The organism is Pseudomonas putida, assembly GCF_001976065.1.
Classification (GTDB): domain Bacteria; phylum Pseudomonadota; class Gammaproteobacteria; order Pseudomonadales; family Pseudomonadaceae; genus Aquipseudomonas; species Aquipseudomonas serbica.
The window spans coordinates 905,476-925,703 of sequence record NZ_MNAH01000002.1 but is presented as its reverse complement, the minus strand read 5'-3'; the positions used below and the strand labels follow the sequence as shown (position 1 = coordinate 925,703).

Annotated in this window: 18 protein-coding genes; 12 read left to right on the top strand and 6 right to left on the bottom strand. The window is 60.3% G+C overall.

Annotated features, from left to right (window positions below; translation table 11 throughout):
- The first annotated feature begins 12 nt into the window (after positions 1–12).
- The gene (locus BKX96_RS10600) at positions 13–627 is read left to right on the top strand and encodes a GNAT family N-acetyltransferase (protein WP_046818056.1); all 615 of its coding nucleotides are present in this window, start codon (positions 13–15) and stop codon (positions 625–627) included.
- Here BKX96_RS10600 and BKX96_RS10595 read toward each other — a convergent pair.
- Positions 593–1,486, bottom strand: coding sequence for a LysR family transcriptional regulator (locus BKX96_RS10595; RefSeq protein ID WP_077183795.1), 894 nt, complete (start codon positions 1,484–1,486; stop codon positions 593–595). The genes BKX96_RS10600 and BKX96_RS10595 overlap by 35 nt on opposite strands.
- 88 nt (positions 1,487–1,574) lie before the next feature.
- A complete protein-coding gene (locus BKX96_RS10590; protein WP_077183794.1) occupies positions 1,575–1,808 on the bottom strand; it encodes a hypothetical protein in 234 nt (77 codons plus the stop codon).
- A 183-nt stretch (positions 1,809–1,991) separates the two neighbouring features.
- Between BKX96_RS10590 and BKX96_RS10585 the strand changes: the two genes are divergently transcribed.
- Positions 1,992–2,552, top strand: coding sequence for an NADPH-dependent FMN reductase (locus BKX96_RS10585; RefSeq protein ID WP_046818059.1), 561 nt, complete (start codon positions 1,992–1,994; stop codon positions 2,550–2,552).
- A 9-nt stretch (positions 2,553–2,561) separates the two neighbouring features.
- On the opposite strand, the gene BKX96_RS10580 is transcribed toward BKX96_RS10585, so the two are convergent.
- Positions 2,562–3,221, bottom strand: a complete 660-nt coding sequence (locus BKX96_RS10580; protein ID WP_077183793.1) for a TetR/AcrR family transcriptional regulator — start codon at positions 3,219–3,221, stop codon at positions 2,562–2,564.
- Positions 3,222–3,277: 56 nt separating this feature from the next.
- Between BKX96_RS10580 and BKX96_RS10575 the strand changes: the two genes are divergently transcribed.
- Positions 3,278–4,381 carry a DUF2855 family protein gene (locus BKX96_RS10575; RefSeq protein ID WP_046818061.1) on the top strand — a complete coding sequence of 368 codons (1,104 nt, stop codon included), beginning with the start codon at positions 3,278–3,280 and terminating at the stop codon, positions 4,379–4,381.
- 103 nt (positions 4,382–4,484) lie between these two features.
- On the opposite strand, the gene BKX96_RS10570 is transcribed toward BKX96_RS10575, so the two are convergent.
- Complete coding sequence (locus BKX96_RS10570) at positions 4,485–5,435, bottom strand: DUF1853 family protein (RefSeq protein ID WP_046818062.1); 951 nt, start codon at positions 5,433–5,435, stop codon at positions 4,485–4,487.
- Between the two features lie 111 nt (positions 5,436–5,546).
- Here BKX96_RS10570 and BKX96_RS10565 point away from each other — a divergent pair, with 111 nt between their 5' ends.
- The 8 genes from BKX96_RS10565 (at position 5,547) to BKX96_RS10530 (ending at position 15,960) form a co-directional block, all read left to right on the top strand.
- Positions 5,547–6,437 carry an NAD(+) kinase gene (locus BKX96_RS10565; RefSeq protein ID WP_027923400.1) on the top strand — a complete coding sequence of 297 codons (891 nt, stop codon included), beginning with the start codon at positions 5,547–5,549 and terminating at the stop codon, positions 6,435–6,437.
- On the top strand, positions 6,434–7,408 hold the full coding sequence (locus BKX96_RS10560) for a metallophosphoesterase (RefSeq protein ID WP_410454527.1): 975 nt from the start codon (positions 6,434–6,436) through the stop codon (positions 7,406–7,408). The genes BKX96_RS10565 and BKX96_RS10560 overlap by 4 nt, the downstream gene beginning before the upstream one ends.
- A complete protein-coding gene (locus BKX96_RS10555) occupies positions 7,405–8,274 on the top strand; it encodes a rhomboid family intramembrane serine protease (protein WP_046818064.1) in 870 nt (289 codons plus the stop codon). The genes BKX96_RS10560 and BKX96_RS10555 overlap by 4 nt, the downstream gene beginning before the upstream one ends.
- Positions 8,275–8,308: 34 nt before the next feature.
- The gene (locus BKX96_RS10550; RefSeq protein ID WP_020799300.1) at positions 8,309–8,569 is read left to right on the top strand and encodes a YeaC family protein; all 261 of its coding nucleotides are present in this window, start codon (positions 8,309–8,311) and stop codon (positions 8,567–8,569) included.
- Positions 8,566–9,396, top strand: a complete 831-nt coding sequence (locus BKX96_RS10545) for a DUF2797 domain-containing protein (protein WP_077183792.1) — start codon at positions 8,566–8,568, stop codon at positions 9,394–9,396. Before BKX96_RS10550 ends, BKX96_RS10545 begins: the two co-directional genes overlap by 4 nt.
- A gap of 10 nt (positions 9,397–9,406) precedes the next feature.
- Positions 9,407–12,064 (top strand): aminopeptidase N, encoded by a 2,658-nt coding sequence (gene pepN / locus BKX96_RS10540; protein ID WP_077183791.1) that lies wholly within the window; start codon positions 9,407–9,409, stop codon positions 12,062–12,064.
- A 430-nt stretch (positions 12,065–12,494) separates the two neighbouring features.
- A complete protein-coding gene (locus tag BKX96_RS10535; RefSeq protein WP_077183790.1) occupies positions 12,495–13,547 on the top strand; it encodes a YCF48-related protein in 1,053 nt (350 codons plus the stop codon).
- Between the two features lie 28 nt (positions 13,548–13,575).
- Positions 13,576–15,960 (top strand): efflux RND transporter permease subunit, encoded by a 2,385-nt coding sequence (locus BKX96_RS10530; RefSeq protein WP_046818068.1) that lies wholly within the window; start codon positions 13,576–13,578, stop codon positions 15,958–15,960.
- A gap of 110 nt (positions 15,961–16,070) precedes the next feature.
- On the opposite strand, the gene BKX96_RS10525 is transcribed toward BKX96_RS10530, so the two are convergent.
- Positions 16,071–16,790 carry a FadR/GntR family transcriptional regulator gene (locus BKX96_RS10525; protein ID WP_179092142.1) on the bottom strand — a complete coding sequence of 240 codons (720 nt, stop codon included), beginning with the start codon at positions 16,788–16,790 and terminating at the stop codon, positions 16,071–16,073.
- Positions 16,791–16,974: 184 nt separating this feature from the next.
- Positions 16,975–18,711 (bottom strand): IlvD/Edd family dehydratase, encoded by a 1,737-nt coding sequence (locus tag BKX96_RS10520; protein WP_046818070.1) that lies wholly within the window; start codon positions 18,709–18,711, stop codon positions 16,975–16,977.
- 193 nt (positions 18,712–18,904) lie between these two features.
- Here BKX96_RS10520 and BKX96_RS10515 point away from each other — a divergent pair, with 193 nt between their 5' ends.
- Positions 18,905–20,227, top strand: coding sequence for an MFS transporter (locus tag BKX96_RS10515; RefSeq protein WP_046818071.1), 1,323 nt, complete (start codon positions 18,905–18,907; stop codon positions 20,225–20,227).
- The last annotated feature ends 1 nt before the right edge of the window (position 20,228 follow it).

The window sequence follows — 20,228 nt, the reverse complement described above, 5'->3', positions numbered from 1 at the left end:
ACCTTTCCCAGTATGCAACCGGTCATGAATCCGAATTACCCAGGGCTGTCGGTGCGTGTGGCCGACGAGGGCTTTGCCGCCTACATCTGGGGCAGTGATTTCAGTTTTGAAGTCGCCGCCTACGGTACTCCCGCAATAGGACACCCCGTGGAGCAGTGGCGGGTCACGCCAATCACCCCTTATCGCAAGTGCTATGGCATCGATCCGGAGGAGTTCAGCAGCTTTCGCGATGCCCCCGACAGTGCGATTTTCATGGCGTACCTGGACGATGAACCCGTGGGCCACCTGGTGATCAGTACCAATTGGAATGGCTTTGCCCATATCGACGAACTGGCGGTGCATGCACCGGCCAGGCGACACGGTGTGGCCAAGGCGTTGCTGGATGTGGCGCAGTTCTGGAGTCGCAAGAAGAAACTGCCTGGCATCATGCTCGAAACCCAGAACAACAACCTGGGTGCCTGCCGGTTATACGAGCGTTGCGGTTACGTGGTCGGCGGCATTGACCATCTGCGTTATCGGGGTATTGATCCCAACACTGCCGAAGTGGCGCTGTTCTGGTATCGATTGTTCGACAACCCACTGGAACACCCGATCAGTTCGCCAACATCACCGCGGCTTGTTCCGTGATGATCGTTAGCAACGCCTGGACGGCGGGCGAGGGTTCGCCGTTCTTCAGCGTCAGGGCATAAAGGCTGACCGGTACGGCCGGTGCCAGCGGGCAGGCATCGAGTCCGGACCCTTTGGCGCCGAGGGCGGTGAAGGGGTCGACAATGGCCAGGCCTTCGCCGGCCTCGACCATGCTGCGCATCATCTGGTGAGTCTGCACCCGGGTCTGTATGACCGGGGCCGGCCGCAGGGCATGCAGTTTGTGTTCAAGTGCCGGGCTGAGCGGGTCATGGCCTTCCAGGCCCACCATCGCCTGACCGGCCAGGTCCTGTAGCGAGATGTATTTCTGTTTGGGTTGCAGCCAGCCGTGGGGGGCGAGCAGTTGCAGCTTGCCCTGGGCGATCGGCTGGCAATGAATATCGGCGTGATCAGGATCATGCAGGCTCAGGCCCAGATCGCTTTCGCGCAGCAGCAGGCTTCGGACGATGTCGCGGGTGGGTTGACTCAAGAGGGTGCAAGGTGCGTCGGGCAGGCGTCGGCGCAGGGCAGCGATGCTTTGCGGCAACAGATGCTGGGCCAGGGGCGGGGTGCAGATGATGCGCAGCGGTGGCGCCAGGTATTGCCGCAGGCTATTGGCCAGGCGCTGCAGCGGTTCGAGGGCATCGTAGACACGGGTGATTTCAACCTGCAACTCCCGCGCTTCACGTGTGGCCTGCAGGCGCCCGCGAACACTGGCAAACAGCATGAAACCCAACTGATCCTCGGCGTCACGCAAGATGCGTTCGACTTCGGCCACCGGCAACTGCAGCCATTCGGCGGCGGTGCCCAGGTGACCGGTCTGCAGGAGCGCCTGGATCACTTCGATATGGCGTAAGCGCATGCGTGAAGTCCATGTTCAGCAGGTGAAGGAGTCAGCAACTGAATCCTAACCCAAGTCTGCGCATCTGCCTTCTGCTCATAACATCGAGTTATGAAACGACGTTTACCGGTTCGCGGGTGATGGTCACGCCCGACTGCACCAGCATGAATTCGTTTTCATCGAGCTTGTTCACGCGATCGCCAATGGCCAGCTTGTAGGTGGTGACGGGCGTCGAACCGGCAAAACCGTCTACCGGCGGGGTGGATTCCTGGAACTCATGTACGGAATAAATGCGGCCTTCCGCGTCTCTTGCATGGAACTGACCGACGAGTACTGCTGCCATCTGTTTAGAACCTCTGGAGATAAATCACTCAATGTGCGGTTGGATAGACCGCCATCGAGTACGGTAAGTTTTCCTGCACAAAAAAAATATAATCAGGACGCGATATACCCGCATTCATTGGTTGAACTCTCGCCTGATCATCTATAACTACAGGCTCCTCCCACGGACAATCGAGAGTCATCCATGAGCAACGTCTATAACATCGCCGTAGTGGTTGGCAGCCTGCGCAAAGCATCGATCAACCGCAAGGTCGCCCTCGCGCTGGCGGATCTGGCGCCGGCCAACCTCAAGCTGAACATCGTCGAAATCGGTGATCTGCCGCTCTACAACGAAGACATCGATGGTGCTTCACCGCCGGCAGCCTACAGTACTTTCCGACAACAAGTCAGTTCATCCGACGCAGTGCTGTTCGTCACCCCGGAATACAACCGTTCAGTGCCGGCCCCGTTGAAAAACGCCATTGACGTGGGTTCGCGGCCCTATGGCAAGAGTGCCTGGAGTGGCAAGCCGGGGGCAGTGATCAGTGTTTCGCCGGGTGCGGTCGGTGGGTTCGGTGCAAACCATAACCTGCGCCAGTCCATGGTGTTTCTCGATGTGCCGATGATGCAGCAGCCGGAAGCCTACCTGGGTGGCGCCGGTTCGGCGTTTGACGAGGCGGGCAACCTGTCCGAATCGGTCAGGCCGTTCCTGCAAAAGTTTATCGATGCCTACGGGAAGTGGGTCGAACAGCACAAAAAGCTTTGATGGCTGGGATTACATAGCGCTGGCCAGTCGGCCACAGATCAGCGTTTCCATTTCCGACAACCATGCGGCGGTTTGCGCCGCCGCAGGTTGCGCGGTGACGCAGTAACGCCGTCCACCCCAAGCCATGATGACCCAGGCATCGATCGTTGCCTGGGAGGGCTGTACTGGCAAGTCGGTACAGGCCGCGAACGCTTCACGCCATTTTCGTGACAGTTCGTCGAACACCCTTCGATGATGTTTCGGCTCGGCGATCTGGTGTTCGATGAGCGACACGGCATGGTTGAACAGGGGCTGGCGAGCATCAAAGGGATTGCAGGTCATGTAGATGAGGCGTTTGATCCGGGTCGGCCAGTCCAGGTCATTCGCTTTGACAACGGATTCATCCAGGTGCCGTAACAGGGCATCCAGTTGATGCCGTATGTAACCGGACAGCAAAGCCTCCTTGCTCGGGAAATAGTCATACAGCGTGCCAATCGCTACGCCAGCTTCCAGGGCCACCTCCCGGGTGGTCAAGCCGGACCAGCCATTTCTCTGCCAAATCCGAACAAAAGCCTGGTAAATCGCTTCGACGGTGAAAATCGCCCGGGCCTGGCTCGGCCGTTTCAGCGGTTTTGCCCGGGGATTGACGGTGGGCTCGCCGCCCTTGGAGTTTCCGAACCCGCTCTTCATCGGCTGCCATTACTCTGGTGCTACCCGCCACACTTGCGCAGCAGGAGACTGGAAAGATGCAAAGTTCAAGTACGGTAACACGGCTGATAACCCGTAAAAACGCCCTTGACCAAAGCCGGATCGAACGAGTGCAACGAAGCCTGATCCCGGCAGTCGGCGAGGTGATTCTGAAGATTGACCGTTGCGCGCTGACGACCAACAACATTACCTACGCCGCCTATGGCCATTCGATGAACTACTGGGGATTTTTTCCTACAGGTTTGCCGGACTGGGGGCATGTCCCAGCCTGGGGCTTTGCCGACGTCGTGGCCTCTGAGGTGACGGGCATCAAGGTCGGGGAGCGCTTCTACGGGTACTTTCCGCTAGCCAGTCATCTTTGGATGCGCCCCGAGCGGGTCACCGAGCGTGGTTTCTACGACGGTGCCGAGCATCGACTCGGGTTGACCTCGGCATACAACCAATACACCCGTTGCAGCTGGGATTCGTACTACAGCCCGGCAACCGAAAACCTGCAGATTTTGCTCAAGCCGCTGTTCCTGACCTCTTCAATGCTCGCAGACTTTTTGCAGGACAAGCAGTTCTTCGGCGCAACCCGACTGGTGTTCTCCAGCGCTTCGAGCAAAACCGCCTACGGCAGCGCAGCCTGTCTGGGTGATCATCCCGAGCTGGAACGGGTAGCACTGACCTCGGCCGGCAATAAAGCCTTTGTCGAGGCCCTCGGTTGTTACCAGCGAGTGGTGTCTTACGCGGAGCTGGCGAGCCTGCCCAATGACCGTCCTACGCTGTATGTGGATTTTTCCGGCGACCTGGATCTGCGTGACCGGGTGCACCGGCATTTTGCCGGGCGGTTGGTCTACAGCTGCTTTGCCGGCTCGGCACAGAGCACCGATGAGGCCCGGTTGACGGCTATCGAGGGGCCGCAACCGGTGTTCTTCTTTGCGCCAATCCAGATCCGTAAACGCAATGCCGATTGGGGGCCGGAAGGTGTCAGTCAGCACATCGGTGAGGGGTTGCTGGCGTTTTTCCAGAAGGTGACGGCCGGAGAATCGCCGTTGCTGGAGGTGGTGGAGAGTCAGGGTTACGAGGCGGCCCAGGCGGTTATTTCCCGTTTGTTTCATGGAGAGGTCGCGCCGGTGGTGGGGCATGTGATTCGGTTGTAACCGAGACGGCCCCTTCGCGAGCAGGCTCGCTCCCACAGTTCAAATGCAGTCCCTTGTGGGAGCGAGCCTGCTCGCGAAGAGGCCAGTTCAGACGCCAAGAAACTCAACCTTGCCCCGGCACATTCGGCCAAAGATCCGCCACCAGAAACAACCGCTCGGCTTCCTCCCAATCGCCCAGGGCATTTTCCGTCAGGCGCACCAGCAGTTGCGCTGGCGCCAGCGGCTCCAGATCGCTCAGCCAGGCATTCAGTTGTTCCTCGTCCCACGTCTGCTCCGCCGGGTAGTGCGCCGGTGCCAGCCAGGCATGGCGGGGCAAGGGTTGCCAGCGGCCGGGCGGACTCTGGGCGAAAAACGCCGACCAGTCCTTCTGATGCAGCCAGCGACCGCGCAAGTGCTGCGGGTGCGCGCCACTGGGTGATGCGGCCTGCCCCGGCCACGGGTAGAGCAAATAACCGCCCAGCCACAAATGCGCGTTGAACTGCCGGATGTCCAGCGCCGCCAACACTTCGCGACTCTCCGGGCGCGCGGAGATCGGCAGTTGATGCTGGCTCAGGTGCGCCAGTTTGCGATCCAGCCGATCGTGGCAACCCGGGCCGAGCCATTGCGCAGTGTCGTGCCCGTCGCCATTTTGCGGGCCGAGATACAGTTTGATCGCCAGTTCCAGGTGATGCACGCCATCGCGATCGCGCAGCAGCATGTCCAACTCGCCCAGGGTGTGACCTTCGCGGCGGATCGGCATATTGGCGGCAATCAACTCGATACCCGGCGCATGCTGCACGGCGAACTGCCAGAGACGCTCATAGTACAGGCCCAGGCGTCGGGTACGTGCCTGGGCCAGCCAGTGCAGCAAACCGTAACTGTCTCGATCCAGTTTTCGCAGCCAGCTTTCGAGGTGTTCCGGGGCCTGCACCCAGTCGCTGCCGGCCAGCGGATGACGTTGCGGCCACGGCGTGGCGCTGAGCATCGGCGGGGCGAGGATGACCCACGCCAGGTCGCGCACTTCGGGGTGGCGCAACTGGTGGGGTAACTGCAGCAAATCTGGAAATAGGATCATCTTGCGAGCATAGCCCGAATCGTGGGTACACCTTGAGGCTGAAAGGATTTTGTCTATGCCGCGCTTTCGCCCATAATCGTGCTTTTCGCCGTCGCAGAGCTTAGGGGCCCCATGGAGCAATTTCGCAATATCGGCATCATCGGTCGCCTGGGCAGTTCCCAGGTGCTGGATACCGTACGCCGACTGAAACGTTTTCTGCTCGATCGTCACCTGCACGTGATCCTCGAAGACACCATTGCCGAAGTCCTGCCGGGCCACGGTTTGCAAACCTCGTCGCGCAAGATGCTGGGTGAGGTCTGTGACATGGTCATCGTGGTGGGCGGTGATGGCAGTCTGCTGGGGGCGGCCCGAGCCCTGGCCAAGCACAATATCCCGGTGCTCGGCATCAACCGTGGCAGCCTGGGCTTTCTCACCGACATCCGCCCCGATGAGCTGGAAGTCAAGGTCGCCGAAGTGCTTGACGGCCACTATCTGGTAGAAAACCGCTTCCTGCTGCAGGCCGAAGTTCGCCGTCATGCCGAAGCCATTGGCCAGGGCGATGCGCTGAACGATGTGGTGCTGCACCCCGGCAAATCGACGCGCATGATCGAATTCGAACTGTACATCGATGGCCAGTTCGTCTGCAGTCAGAAAGCCGACGGCCTGATCGTCGCCACACCCACCGGCTCCACGGCCTATGCGCTCTCTGCCGGTGGCCCGATCATGCATCCCAAGCTCGACGCTATTGTGATTGTGCCGATGTACCCCCATACCTTGTCAGGCAGGCCGATTGTGGTCGATGGCAACAGTGAGCTGAAAATCGTCGTGTCCAAGGATATGCAGATCTACCCGCAAGTCTCGTGTGACGGGCAGAACCACTTTACCTGTGCGCCCGGCGACACCATCACCATCAGCAAGAAAGCCCAGAAGTTGCGGCTGATCCACCCGCTCGACCACAACTACTATGAAGTGTGCCGGACCAAGCTCGGCTGGGGCAGCCGGTTGGGTGGTGGAGGCGACTGATGCTCGATCCCGCGCGTAGCTACGACCTGATCGGTGACGTGCACGGTTGCGCTCTGACCCTTGAGCACTTGCTCGACCGGCTCGGTTACCACAAGCAAGCGGGCGTCTGGCGCCATGCCTCGCGCATGGCGGTGTTCGTCGGCGATATCATCGACCGCGGACCGCGGATTCGCGAGGCCTTGCACATCGTCCACGATATGGTCGAAGCTGGCCAGGCGCTGTGCATCATGGGCAACCACGAGTTCAACGCCCTGGGCTGGGTCACCCCGGCACTGCCTGGCAGCGGCAAGCAGTTCGTGCGCGAGCACACCCCGCGCCATGCGCGCCTGCTGCACGAGACCCTGACCCAGTTCGAAAACCATCCGGCGGACTGGCATGACTTCCAGCAGTGGTTCTATGAACTGCCGCTGTTCGTCGATGCCGGGCGCTTCCGGGTGGTGCATGCCTGTTGGGACGCCGGCTTGATCGAGCCGCTGCGGGCCTTGTTCCCCGATGGCTGCGTCGACGAGCATTTCCTCCAGGCCTCGGCCATCCCCGGCAGTTTCGCCTGCACCGTGTTCGACCGCCTGTTGCGTGGTACCGACATGCGCCTGCCCCATGGCCTGACCATGACCAGTGGCGACGGCCTGACACGCTCGTTCTTTCGGACCAAATTCTGGGAAGACGATCCGCAAACCTACGGAGACATCGTGTTCCAGCCTGACGCATTACCCGACCCGGTGGCCCGAACCCCGCTGTCGTCAACGGAAAAAAACAACCTGCTGCGCTACGGCGCCGACGAGCCGTTGCTGTTCGTCGGCCATTACTGGCGCAGCGGCAAACCGGCGCCGATTCGTCCGAACCTGGCGTGCCTGGACTACAGTGCGGTGCTCTACGGAAAGCTGGTGGCCTATCGCCTGGACCAGGAAAGCCGGCTCGACCCGCACAAATTCGTCTGGGTCGATGTCGAGCGACCGGAGGTGTTGCAATGAGCACCATCGCAGTCTTGCGCCTGCCGCTGGCGGTCGATCTGAGTGGTTTCGTCCAGTTGCTGCAACGCATGCAGGTACCGCATCGGGTCAGCGAGGAAGCGGGGGAGCAGGTGCTGTGGGTGCCGGCGAACATCAGCGACGACGTGCGGGTGTTGTACGAACGTTATCCGCAGGGCGATCCGGAGCAGAAACTCGACATTCCGGTGGCACAGTCGACTCGTCGACCGAACTTCGCCTCGCAGCTCCGCCATGGCAAAGCCACCGCGACGGTGCTGCTGCTGAGCCTGGTCGTCGGCGCGCTGACGTTGCTTGGCGATAACCTGACCACCTTGCGCTGGCTGACGTTTCTCGATTTTCGCGTGGTCGGCGAGTACATCCATTTCGTGCCATTGGCGGACAGCCTGGCAGCGGGGCAATGGTGGCGCCTGGTGACGCCGATGCTGATCCACTTCGGCATCCTGCACCTGGCCATGAACGGCATGTGGTACTGGGAGCTGGGGCGGCGCATCGAATCGCGCCAGGGCAGTGTCAACCTCATCGGCCTGACCTTGTTGTTCAGCCTCGTGTCCAACTATGCCCAGTATCTCTTCAGCGGCCCGACCCTGTTTGGCGGCTTGTCCGGGGTGCTGTACGGCCTGCTCGGGCACTGCTGGATCTTTCAGGTTCTGTCGCCGAACAGCGCCTATCGTCTGCCCCGTGGGGTGTTGGCGATGATGCTGATATGGCTGCTGCTGTGCCTGTCCGGGCTGGTCTCGATGATCGGCTTCGGCGAAATTGCCAACGCGGCCCACGTTGGCGGGTTGCTCGTCGGATGCTTGACCGGCTTGTTGGGTGGTTTGTACAACCGCCGTAAACTGGCCGCCTAAAACTGTTATGTGATTCAAAGAGCACGGAGACCCAATGTCCTCTTTTAACGAAATGATCAAGAACATCACCCCGGACATCTACCAGAGCCTGAAGCTGGCGGTGGAAATCGGAAAATGGTCCGATGGTGGCAAGCTCACCGCCGAACAACGCGAACTGTCGTTGCAGGCGATGATCGCCTGGGAAATCAAGAACCTGCCTGAAGAAGAACGTACTGGCTACATGGGCCCGCAGGAATGTAGCTCCAAGTCGATTCAAGTGCCCAATATCCTGTTCAAGTCGGATGCCATCCATTGATCGAGATTGGCCGCGGTGCAATCAGTAAAATGTCGGCGCGCCTGGACGGGCCGAACGTGCAATACGCATTTCGCCTGGGCGACGTCGAGGTTCCGGTCAATCCGTTGATCGGCACCACGGTGCGCCTGGAATACCTGGGGTCGATCCACTGCACCCATTGCGGACGCAAGACCAAGACCAGTTTCAGCCAGGGTTACTGCTACCCGTGCATGACCAAGCTGGCCCAGTGCGACGTGTGCATCATGAGCCCGGAACGCTGCCATTTCGACGCCGGCACCTGCCGGGAGCCGGAGTGGGGCCAGACGTTCTGCATGACCGATCACATCGTTTACCTGTCGAATTCCTCAGGGGTCAAGGTCGGGATCACCCGCGCCACCCAGTTGCCGACCCGCTGGATCGACCAGGGCGCCAGTCAGGCGTTGCCGATCATGCGCGTTGCGACCCGCCAGCAATCAGGCTTCGTCGAAGACCTGTTCCGCAGCCAGGTCGCCGACAAGACCAACTGGCGTGCCTTGCTCAAGGGCGATGCGGTGTCGGTGGATCTGCCGCAGATCCGTGACCAGTTGTTCGACAGCTGCGCCGAGGGCCTGCAAGGCTTGCAGGAACGATTCGGCCTGCAGGCGATCCAGACGATTGCCGACGTTGAACCGCTCGAGATCCGCTTTCCGGTCGAGCAGTACCCGGCGAAGATCGTCAGCTTCAACCTGGACAAGAACCCGATTGCCGAGGGCACGCTGATGGGAATCAAGGGCCAATACCTGATTTTCGATACCGGCGTGATCAACATTCGTAAATACACGGCTTATCAGCTCGCCGTGCATCGTTAAGGACTCCAGCATGCGCACCGAACAACCGAAGATGATCTACCTCAAGGACTATCAGGCGCCCGAGTACCTGATCGACGAAACGCACCTGACCTTCGAGTTGTTCGAGGACCACAGCCTGGTCCATGCGCAACTGGTGATGCGCCGCAACCCCGAGCGTGGCCCGGGCCTGCCGCCGCTGGTGCTGGATGGTCAACAGCTGGAACTGCTGGCGGTCACTCTGGCCGACCAGGAACTTTGCGCAGGCCAGTACCAGCTGACCGAAAATCACCTGACCCTGCACCCGACCAGCACCAACTTCACGGTCGACACCAGCGTCAAGATCCACCCGGAAACCAACACCGCGCTGGAAGGCCTGTACAAGTCCGGCACGATGTTCTGCACCCAATGCGAGGCCGAAGGCTTCCGCAAGATCACCTATTACCTCGACCGCCCGGACGTGATGAGCACGTTCACCACCACGGTGGTCGCCGAGCAGCACAGCTATCCGGTGCTGCTGTCCAACGGCAACCCGATTGCCTCGGGTCCGGGCGAAGACGGCCGGCACTGGGCGACCTGGGAAGATCCGTTCAAGAAACCGGCTTATCTGTTTGCCCTGGTGGCCGGTGATTTGTGGTGCGTCGAAGACAGCTTCACCACCATGAGCGAGCGCACCGTGGCCCTGCGCATCTATGTCGAGCCGGAAAACATCGACAAGTGCCAGCACGCCATGAACAGCCTGAAAAAATCCATGCGCTGGGACGAAGAGGTTTACGGTCGCGAGTACGATCTGGACATTTTCATGATCGTCGCGGTGAATGACTTCAACATGGGCGCCATGGAGAACAAGGGGCTCAACATTTTCAACTCCAGCGCCGTGCTGGCCAAGGCCGAGACCGCCACCGACGCCGCGCACCAGCGGGTCGAGGCCATCGTGGCCCACGAATACTTCCACAACTGGTCAGGCAACCGCGTAACCTGCCGCGACTGGTTCCAGTTGTCGCTCAAGGAAGGCTTCACCGTGTTCCGCGATTCCGGCTTCTCCGCGGACATGAACTCGGCGACGGTCAAGCGCATCCAGGACGTCGCTTACCTGCGTACCCACCAGTTCGCCGAAGACGCAGGTCCCATGGCCCACGCGGTGCGCCCGGACAGCTTCATCGAGATCTCCAACTTCTACACCCTGACCGTGTACGAAAAGGGCTCGGAAGTGGTCGGCATGATCCACACCCTGCTGGGCGCCGAAGGCTTCCGTAAGGGCAGTGACCTGTATTTCGAACGCCATGACGGCCAGGCCGTGACCTGCGATGACTTCATCAAGGCCATGGAAGATGCCAACGGCGTCGACCTGACCCAGTTCAAGCGCTGGTACAGCCAGGCTGGCACACCTCGTTTGGCGGTGAGCGAGTCCTATGACGCCGCGGCGAAAACCTACAGCCTGACCTTCCGCCAGAGCTGCCCGCCAACGCCGGACAAGGTGGAAAAACTGCCGTTCGTGATTCCGGTCGAACTCGGCCTGCTGGATAGCCAGGGCGGTGAAATGGCTCTGCGCCTTGCCGGTGAGGCGGCGGCGCAAGGCACTTCCCGCGTCATCTCGGTAACCGAAGCCGAGCAGACGTTCACTTTCGTCGACATCGCCGAACAGCCGCTGCCTTCGCTGCTGCGGGGCTTCTCGGCACCGGTGAAACTGAGCTTCCCGTATAACCGTGACCAACTGATGTTCCTGATGCAGCACGACAGCGACGGCTTCAATCGCTGGGATGCCGGTCAACAATTGTCGGTGCAGGTACTGCAGGAACTGATCGCCCAACAGCAGAAGGGTGAAGCGCTGGTGCTGGATCAGCGTCTGGTTGCGGCCTTGCGGACCGTTCTGTCGGATGAGTCGCTGGACCAGGCGATGGTCGCCGAAATGCTGTCGCTGCCAAGCGAAGCCTATCTCACCGAAATCAGTGAAGTCGCTGATGTCGAAGCCATCCACATCGCCCGCGAGTTTGCCCGCAAACAACTGGCCGATGCGTTGTTCGAAGGGCTGTGGCTGCGTTACCAGGCCAACCGCGACCTGTCCAAGCAGACTCCGTACGTGGCCGAAGCCGAGCATTTCGCCCGTCGCGCATTGCAGAACATTGCGCTGTCGTACCTGATGCTCAGCGGCAAGCCTGAAGTGCTGGCAGCGACGCTGGAACAGTTCGAGGCGTGCGACAACATGACCGAACGCCTGACCGCGCTCGCCGTGCTGGTCAACTCGCCGTTCGAAGAGCAGAAAGCCAAGGCCCTGGCCAGCTTCGCAGAGCACTTCAAGGACAACCCGCTGGTCATGGATCAGTGGTTCAGCGTCCAGGCCGGTAGTGTGCTGCCCGGTGGCCTGGATCGGGTCAAGGCATTGATGCAGCACCCGGCGTTCAACATCAAGAACCCGAACAAGGTACGGGCGCTGATCGGCGCATTCGCCGGGCAGAACCTGATCAACTTCCATGCGGCGGATGGTTCCGGGTATCGCTTCCTGGCGGACCTGGTGATCGAGTTGAACGGCTTCAATCCGCAGATTGCTTCGCGGCAGTTGGCGCCTTTGACGCGGTGGCGCAAATACGATGATGCTCGCCAGGCACTGATGAAGGGTGAGCTGGAGCGGATTCGGGCTTCGGGTCAGCTGTCCAGTGATGTGTTTGAAGTGGTCAGCAAAAGCCTGGCTTGAGGTTGGTGTTGTTCCCGCAGGGTTCACTCGGACCCTGCGGGGGCATATCTCCCACAGGTGTACACCGATCAACCTGTAGTAGCCGGCTTGCTGGCGATGGCGGCCAGACAGCCGACCTGTTTTTATTGACTGTGTACAGATCCGTTATGTAGGTAACGGATATGTACACGAACCCAAAACCTAAATCCTGAAGACAGCAATCACCCCACCTGATACCCAATCATTCAGAAATCCCCCATCCCCCTGCGGTTAACAAAACATAACGTGCCGTCGATTGTCAGCCCTTCAAAAACACCGATAGGATAAGCCAGCTTCCGAAGGGGCTCTGGATTGCGGGTTTCAAGACTATGTGAAACAGGTCAACCCGCGAATACCCCTTACGGCGCCCTGAAAGGTTGAATGACCTAACAATAATAATGGGGGAAGGTCTATGAGTGAGCCTGTCATGGGTGTGGGTACCTGCCGCCCGCCGGCATTGCGCAAGTTCGCGTTGCTGGCTACAGCGCTCTCGCTGTTGGGCTGTGCCGTGTGGTCGGCACCGGTGCTGGCCGCTGACGCGCCGGCACCCGACGTTGTTTATTCCGTTGAATCGGCCAAGGCCAGCAAAAGCCTGGTGCTCGATGTCGCGCACGCCGGCAAGCGCCTGGTGGCGGTCGGGGATCGCGGGCACATTCTGTATTCCGATGACCAGGGCGCGACCTGGACACAGGCCAAGGTGCCAACCCGGCAGCTGCTGACCTCGGTGTTCTTTGTCGATGACAAGCACGGCTGGGCCGTCGGGCATGACGCGCAGATCCTCGCCAGCGAGGACGGCGGTATCACCTGGACCAAGCAATTCGAAGACCTGAAACGCGAATCGCCACTGCTCGACGTCTGGTTCCAGGACGCCAGCAGCGGCTTTGCCGTGGGCGCCTATGGGGCGTTGATGGCCACCACCGACGGCGGGAAAAACTGGGAAGACGTCAGCGATCGCCTGGACAACGAAGACCAGTTCCACCTCAACGCCATCACTTCTGTGAAGGATGCCGGCCTGTTCATCGTGGGCGAGCAGGGCAGTATGTTCCGCTCGGCCGATTGGGGCCAGACCTGGGAAAAGCTCGAAGGCCCGTATGAGGGTTCGCTGTTCGGTGTGATCGGCACCGCGCAACCCAATACGCTGTTGGCGTATGGTCTGCGCGGCAACCTCTACCGCTCCACGGATTTCGGCAGCAACTGGGAAAAAGTCGAACTCAAGGCTGAACGCGGTAATCTGGAATTCGGCCTGTCCGGCGCTACATTGCTTGACGATGGGTCGATCGTGATCGTTGGCAACGGCGGTTCCGTGATCAGTAGCAGCGACAACGGCGAAAGCTTCAGCGTCTTTAACCGTCGGGATCGTATCTCGCTCTCGTCGGTGGTCGCCGCAGGCAATGGCAATCTGATTCTGGTTGGACAGGGCGGCGTTCGCGCCACTTCGCCGAACGGCGCAGAGCTGGGCAAATGAGCCGGGTTAATAATAAGAAGGCGCAGCGATGACTTCCTTAAGCACACATCATCAGGACAAGGCGACGTTCCTCGAGCGCCTGATCTTCAACAACCGCCCGGCAGTGATTACGATCTGCTTGCTGGTGAGTATTTTCCTGTTCTGGCAGGCGACGCTGATCCGGCCGTCCACCAGCTTCGAAAAAATGATCCCGCTCGAGCATCCCTTCATCCAAAAGATGATGGAGCACCGTAACGATCTGGCGAACCTGGGCAACACCGTGCGCATTTCGGTGGAAGCCACCGATGGCGACATCTTCTCCAAGGAATACATGGAGACCCTGCGCCAGATCAACGACGAGGTGTTCTATATCTCCGGTGTCGATCGCTCCGGCCTCAAGTCGCTGTGGAGCCCGAGCATTCGCTGGACGGAAGTGACCGAAGAGGGCTTCGCGGGCGGTGAAGTGATTCCGCAGAGCTACAACGGCTCCCAGCAAAGCCTCGACTTGCTGCGCAACAACGTGCTCAAGTCAGGGCAGGTCGGGCGGCTGGTGGCCAACGACTTCAAGTCGAGTATCGTCGACATCCCGCTGCTGGAGTCCTACCCGGACCCGCAGGACCAGGGCAAGTTGCTGGCGCTGGACTATCGCAAGTTCTCCCACGAGCTCGAAGACAAGATCCGCAACAAGTTCGAAGCACAGAACCCGAACGTGAAGATCCACATCGTCGGTTTCGCCAAGAAAGTCGGTGACTTGATCGACGGCCTGGTGATGGTCGTGATGTTCTTCGGCATCGCCTTCGTCATCACCCTGATTCTCCTGCTGTGGTTCACCAACTGCCTGCGCAGTACCGTCGCCGTGTTGAGCACAACGCTGGTGGCCGTGATCTGGCAGCTGGGCTTGATGCACTTCTTCGGCTTCGGGCTGGATCCGTACTCGATGCTGGTGCCGTTCCTGATCTTCGCCATCGGTATTTCCCACGGTGTGCAGAAGATCAACGGTATCGCCCTGCAATCGAGCGAAGCGGAAAACGCCCTGACGGCCGCGCGACGCACATTCCGCCAGCTGTTCCTGCCGGGGATGATCGCGATTCTCGCCGATGCCGTGGGCTTCATCACGCTGCTGATCATCGATATTGGTGTCATCCGTGAGCTGGCCATCGGCGCTTCCATCGGTGTGGCGGTAATCGTATTCACCAACCTGATCCTGTTGCCGGTGGCGATTTCCTATGTCGGCATCAGCAAGCGTGCCGTCGAGCGCAGCAAGAAAGACGCGGTGCGTGAACATCCGTTCTGGCGCCTGCTGGCGAACTTTGCCAGCGCGAAAGTGGCCCCGGTTTCCATTCTGCTGGCACTGATCGCCTTTGGCGGCGGCCTCTGGTACAGCCAGAACCTGAAAATCGGTGACCTCGACCAGGGCGCGCCGGAACTGCGCCCGGACTCGCGTTACAACAAGGACAACAACTTCATCATCAGCAACTACTCCACCAGTTCCGATGTGTTGGTGGTGATGGTCAAGACCAAGGCCGAAGGCTGCTCGCGCTACGAAGCCATGGCGCCAATCGACGAGCTGATGTGGAAGATGCAGAACACCGAGGGCGTGCAGTCGGCGATTTCCCTGGTCACCGTGTCCAAGCAGATGATCAAGGGCATGAACGAGGGCAACCTGAAATGGGAAACCCTGTCGCGTAACCCGGACGTGCTGAACAACTCCATCGCCCGTGCCGATGGCCTGTACAACAACAGCTGTTCATTGGCGCCGGTACTGGTGTTCCTCAACGATCACAAGGCCGAAACCCTGGATCGTGCGGTGCATGCGGTGCAGGAGTTCGCCAAGGCGAACAATACCGAGAACCTGGAGTTCATCCTGGCGGCCGGTAACGCGGGAATCGAGGCAGCCACCAACGAAGTGATCAAGAAGTCCGAACTGACCATCTTGATCCTGGTGTACATCTGCGTCGCGGTCATGTGCATGATCACCTTCCGCTCCTGGGCGGCGACCCTGTGCATCGTGCTGCCACTGGTGCTGACCTCGGTACTCGGCAACGCGCTGATGGCCTTCATGGGCATCGGCGTGAAAGTCGCGACCCTGCCGGTCGTGGCGCTCGGGGTGGGGATTGGCGTGGACTACGGCATCTACATCTACAGCCGACTGGAAAGCTTCCTGCGTGCTGGCCTGCCGTTGCAGGAGGCGTACTACCAGACGCTGAAATCCACCGGCAAGGCGGTACTGTTTACCGGTTTGTGCCTGGCGATCGGCGTGTGCACCTGGATCTTCTCGGCCATCAAGTTCCAGGCCGACATGGGCCTGATGCTGACCTTCATGTTGCTGTGGAACATGTTCGGCGCCCTGTGGCTGCTGCCGGCGCTGGCGCGGTTCCTGATCAAGCCGGAGAAACTGGCGGGGCAGAAGGGCAATTCGTTGTTTGCTCACTGATCCACGCTGAAATGAAAAAGCCGCAACCCTGGTTGCGGCTTTTTTGCATCTCGAATTCACAACCAACCCTTGTAGGAGCTGGCTTGCCAGCTCCTACAGGGGATCGTGTTTTATGAAGGATCGCTGCCAAGCACCACATTCAACGCACTGCGCGCATCATCCAGCTGCACCAGCGTGGCATGGCGCGCACCCAGCGCATCGCGATTTTCGATGGCCGTGAGAATCGCCTTGTGCCGTGGCAGGGCCAGCTCATGCAGGTTCGGCCGCTGGTTGGAATGCTTCAACGCCTCGGCAATCGCTACCGAGAGCATGTTGCACAGGTTCGCCAGCAAGTCGTTGTGGGTCGCATCGGCAATACGGCTGTGGAAATCCAGGTCCGGTTGCAGCAAGGCTTCCGGCGTCGGCGCAGCTTCCATGCGTTGGTAGGCTTCACCGATGGCGGCGATATCCGCGTCGGTGGCGAACTGCGCGGCGAGTGCGGCGGCGGCCGGTTCGATGATGCTGCGCACACTGGTCAGCAGGTCAAAGAACTGGTTTTGCGGGCTGCTTTGCATCAGCCAATGCAGGACGTCCGGGTCAAGCATGTGCCATTCCTTGCGCGGCTTGACCACCGTGCCGACCCGTGGACGGGAATACACCAGGCCCTTGGCGACCAGCACACGGGTGGCTTCGCGCAAGACGGGCCGGCTTACCGCGTACTCCTCGCACAGCAAGGCTTCGGCAGGCAGCTTGTCATCGGGCTCGAAGCGTCCGGAAACGATCTGCATGCCCAGTTCCTGGACGATGCGCGAGTGCATGCTTTTGCGGTCGGAGGGTTTGCGGTAATCCATGGGGAACGGCGCGGTCCTGGGCGGTGGAGATGCGGGCATGATAACAGGCACGGCACATTCCTGAGGCGGGCATGGAGCAAATGTGGGAGCGAGCCTGCTCGCGAAGGCGGTTTATCATTCAACACTTGTATTGACTGACACTACGCTTTCGCGAGCAGGCTCGCTCCCACAGGGTTTTGTGTAATCAGTGAGAATGACGCGGCACTTCGGCCCCACGGCAGCCGACCAGGAAGTCGAAGTCGCACCCTTGATCCGCCTGCAGCACATGGTCGATGTACAGCTGGCGATAGCCGCCCACCAGCAATTGCTGCGGTGGTTGCAGGTCCGCCATGCGGGCCGCCAGTTCGGCATCCGGGATGTCCAGGTGCAACCGGCCGCTGGCGCAGTCCAGCTCAATCCAGTCGCCTTCCTTCACCGCCGCCAAAGGCCCACCGGCCGCCGCTTCCGGTGCCACGTGCAGCACCACGGTGCCATACGCCGTACCGCTCATGCGCGCATCGGAAATGCGCACCATGTCGGTCACGCCCTGGGCCAGCAGCTTGGCCGGCAAGCCCATGTTGCCAACTTCGGCCATGCCCGGATAACCCTTGGGTCCGCAGTTCTTCATGACCAGGATCGAGTTGGCGTCCACGTCGAGTTCCGGATCGTTGATCCGCGCCTTGTACATGTCGAAGTTTTCGAACACCACCGCACGTCCACGGTGTTGCATCAGCTCTGCGCTGGCGGCGGAGGGCTTGAGCACCGCACCCAGCGGCGCCAGGTTGCCGCGCAACACGCAGATCCCGCCATCGGCGCGGATCGGGTTGTCGAGGGTACGGATCACTTCGTCTTCGCCATAGATCGGCGCATCCTTGGTGTTCTCGCCGATGGATTTGCCGTTGACGGTCAAGGCGTTCGGGTTCGGGATCAGATTGGCTTCGCCGAGGCGGCGTAATACCGCTGGCAGACCGCCGGCGTAGTAGAACTCTTCCATCAGGAAACGACCGGACGGTTGCAGGTCGACGATGGTCGGCATGCCGCGACCGATGCGCGTCCAGTCGTCCAGGTCCAACTCCACGCCGATGCGGCCGGCGATGGCCTTGAGGTGAATCACGGCGTTGGTCGAACCGCCGATGGCGGCGTTGACCCGGATCGCGTTCTCAAAGGCTTCCTTGGTCAGGATCTTTGACAGCTTCAGGTCTTCACGAACCATTTCCACCGCACGCATGCCGGACATGTGTGCCAATACATAGCGACGCGCGTCAACGGCGGGAATCGCCGCGTTGTGGGGCAGGGAGGTGCCCAGTGCTTCGGCCATGCAAGCCATGGTCGAGGCGGTGCCCATGGTGTTGCAGGTACCGGCCGAGCGGGACATGCCGCCCTCGGCCGCGAGGAAGTCATCGATAGTGATAGTGCCGGCCTTGACCTGTTCGCTGAGCTGCCAGACCACGGTGCCCGAGCCAATGTCCTTGCCCTTGTGCTTGCCGTTGAGCATCGGCCCGCCAGTGACGACGATCGCTGGCACGTCGCAACTGGCCGCGCCCATCAGCAATGCCGGGGTGGTCTTGTCACAACCGGTCAGCAGCACCACGCCATCGATGGGGTTGCCGCGAATCGCTTCTTCGACGTCCATGCTCGCCAGGTTGCGGGTCAGCATGGCGGTTGGGCGCAGGTTGGATTCACCGTTGGAGAACACCGGAAATTCCACCGGGAAGCCCCCGGCCTCGATCACGCCGCGCTTGACGTGTTCCGCAATCTGGCGGAAATGCGCGTTGCACGGGGTCAGTTCCGACCAGGTATTGCAAATGCCGATGATCGGCTTGCCATGGAACTGGTGGTCGGCGATGCCCTGATTCTTCATCCAGCTGCGGTACATGAAGCCGTTTTTATCGGCGGTGCCAAACCATTGGGCGGAGCGCAGGGTGGGTTTCTTATCAGACATGATCGCTTCTCTTATTGTATGACTATATTGTTCGAGCTGAAGCGTAACATAAGCGCAAATTCGTCTCTTTGGAAGTGTTGTTGGTTAAATAGTATTACTATATAGTCGTTTTCAGCGGAGGGATGGCCCTGACGGTTTGCCGTGAGAGGCGTCCCCCGAGGTTCTATAAAAACAACAATCGGAGACCGATCTCATGAGCCAGGAACTGCGGCTGATACGTCGCATCACGCTGAAACTGATTCCCTTCCTGATCCTGCTGTACCTGATCGCCTATGTGGATCGCTCCGCGGTAGGGTTCGCCAAATTGCACATGGGCGCCGACATCGGTCTGGGTGACGCGGCGTACGGGCTGGGCGCGGGGCTGTTCTTCATTGGCTATTTCCTCCTCGAAATCCCCAGCAACCTGATGCTTGACCGTTTTGGCGCGCGGCGCTGGTTCGCGCGGATCATGGTCACCTGGGGCGCCATCACCATCGGCATGGCCTTCGTCCAGGGGCCGAACAGCTTTTACCTGATGCGCTTTCTGCTCGGTGCAGCGGAAGCCGGATTCTTTCCAGGCGTTCTCTACTACATCACCCAGTGGTTCCCGGTGCGCCATCGCGGCAAGATCCTGGGGCTGTTCATCCTCTCCCAACCTATCGCGATGATGATCACCGGGCCCGTGTCCGGCGGTCTGCTGGGCATGGAAGGCATTCTTGGCCTGCATGGCTGGCAGTGGCTGTTCATCGTCATCGGCACCCCGGCGATCCTGCTGACCTGGCCGGTGCTGCGCTGGTTGCCGGATGGCCCGCAACAGGTGAAATGGATGGACCAGGCGGAAAAGGACTGGCTCAGTGGCGAGCTGAAAAAGGACCTGGAACTGTACGGCCAGACCCGTCACGGCAACCCGCTGCACGCCCTCAAGGACAAACGCGTGTTGCTGCTGGCGCTGTTCTACCTGCCGGTGACACTGAGCATCTATGGCCTGGGCCTATGGCTGCCGACCCTGATCAAGCAGTTTGGCGGCACCGACCTGGTGACCGGGTTTGTCTCATCGGTGCCGTACATCTTCGGGATTATTGGTCTGCTGATCATCCCGCGCAGCTCCGATCGATTGAATGATCGTTACGGCCATCTGGCGGTGCTGTACGTGTTGGGTGCCATCGGCTTGTTCTTCAGCGCGTGGCTCTCGGTGCCGGTGTTGCAATTGGCGGCGTTGTGCCTGGTGGCGTTCTCGCTGTTTTCCTGCACGGCGATTTTCTGGACCTTGCCCGGTCGCTTTTTTGCCGGCGCGAGTGCGGCGGCGGGGATTGCATTGATCAACTCGGTGGGCAACCTGGGCGGCTACATCGGTCCGTTTGTGATTGGCGCACTCAAGGAATACACCGGCAACCTGGCGTCGGGGCTGTATTTCCTGTCCTGCGTGATGCTGTTCGGCCTGGTGTTGACCGGTGTGGTGTATCGCCTGTTGGAGCGCAAGCATGTGTTGCCGGCGGATGAGTTTGCCGCCAGTGCCCGTGGCGCGACCCGCACCTGAC

Coding starts and splice junctions, on each gene's coding strand:
- BKX96_RS10535 (WP_077183790.1), top strand. CDS start 12,495: ATGAGTGAGCCTGTCATGGGTGTGGGTACCTGCCGCCCGCCGGCATTG.
- BKX96_RS10515 (WP_046818071.1), top strand. CDS start 18,905: ATGAGCCAGGAACTGCGGCTGATACGTCGCATCACGCTGAAACTGATT.
- BKX96_RS10600 (WP_046818056.1), top strand. CDS start 13: ATGCAACCGGTCATGAATCCGAATTACCCAGGGCTGTCGGTGCGTGTG.
- BKX96_RS10595 (WP_077183795.1), bottom strand. CDS start 1,486: ATGCGCTTACGCCATATCGAAGTGATCCAGGCGCTCCTGCAGACCGGT.
- BKX96_RS10525 (WP_179092142.1), bottom strand. CDS start 16,790: ATGGATTACCGCAAACCCTCCGACCGCAAAAGCATGCACTCGCGCATC.
- BKX96_RS10565 (WP_027923400.1), top strand. CDS start 5,547: ATGGAGCAATTTCGCAATATCGGCATCATCGGTCGCCTGGGCAGTTCC.
- BKX96_RS10520 (WP_046818070.1), bottom strand. CDS start 18,711: ATGTCTGATAAGAAACCCACCCTGCGCTCCGCCCAATGGTTTGGCACC.
- BKX96_RS10550 (WP_020799300.1), top strand. CDS start 8,309: ATGTCCTCTTTTAACGAAATGATCAAGAACATCACCCCGGACATCTAC.
- pepN (WP_077183791.1), top strand. CDS start 9,407: ATGCGCACCGAACAACCGAAGATGATCTACCTCAAGGACTATCAGGCG.
- BKX96_RS10555 (WP_046818064.1), top strand. CDS start 7,405: ATGAGCACCATCGCAGTCTTGCGCCTGCCGCTGGCGGTCGATCTGAGT.
- BKX96_RS10580 (WP_077183793.1), bottom strand. CDS start 3,221: ATGAAGAGCGGGTTCGGAAACTCCAAGGGCGGCGAGCCCACCGTCAAT.
- BKX96_RS10570 (WP_046818062.1), bottom strand. CDS start 5,435: ATGATCCTATTTCCAGATTTGCTGCAGTTACCCCACCAGTTGCGCCAC.
- BKX96_RS10575 (WP_046818061.1), top strand. CDS start 3,278: ATGCAAAGTTCAAGTACGGTAACACGGCTGATAACCCGTAAAAACGCC.
- BKX96_RS10590 (WP_077183794.1), bottom strand. CDS start 1,808: ATGGCAGCAGTACTCGTCGGTCAGTTCCATGCAAGAGACGCGGAAGGC.
- BKX96_RS10585 (WP_046818059.1), top strand. CDS start 1,992: ATGAGCAACGTCTATAACATCGCCGTAGTGGTTGGCAGCCTGCGCAAA.
- BKX96_RS10530 (WP_046818068.1), top strand. CDS start 13,576: ATGACTTCCTTAAGCACACATCATCAGGACAAGGCGACGTTCCTCGAG.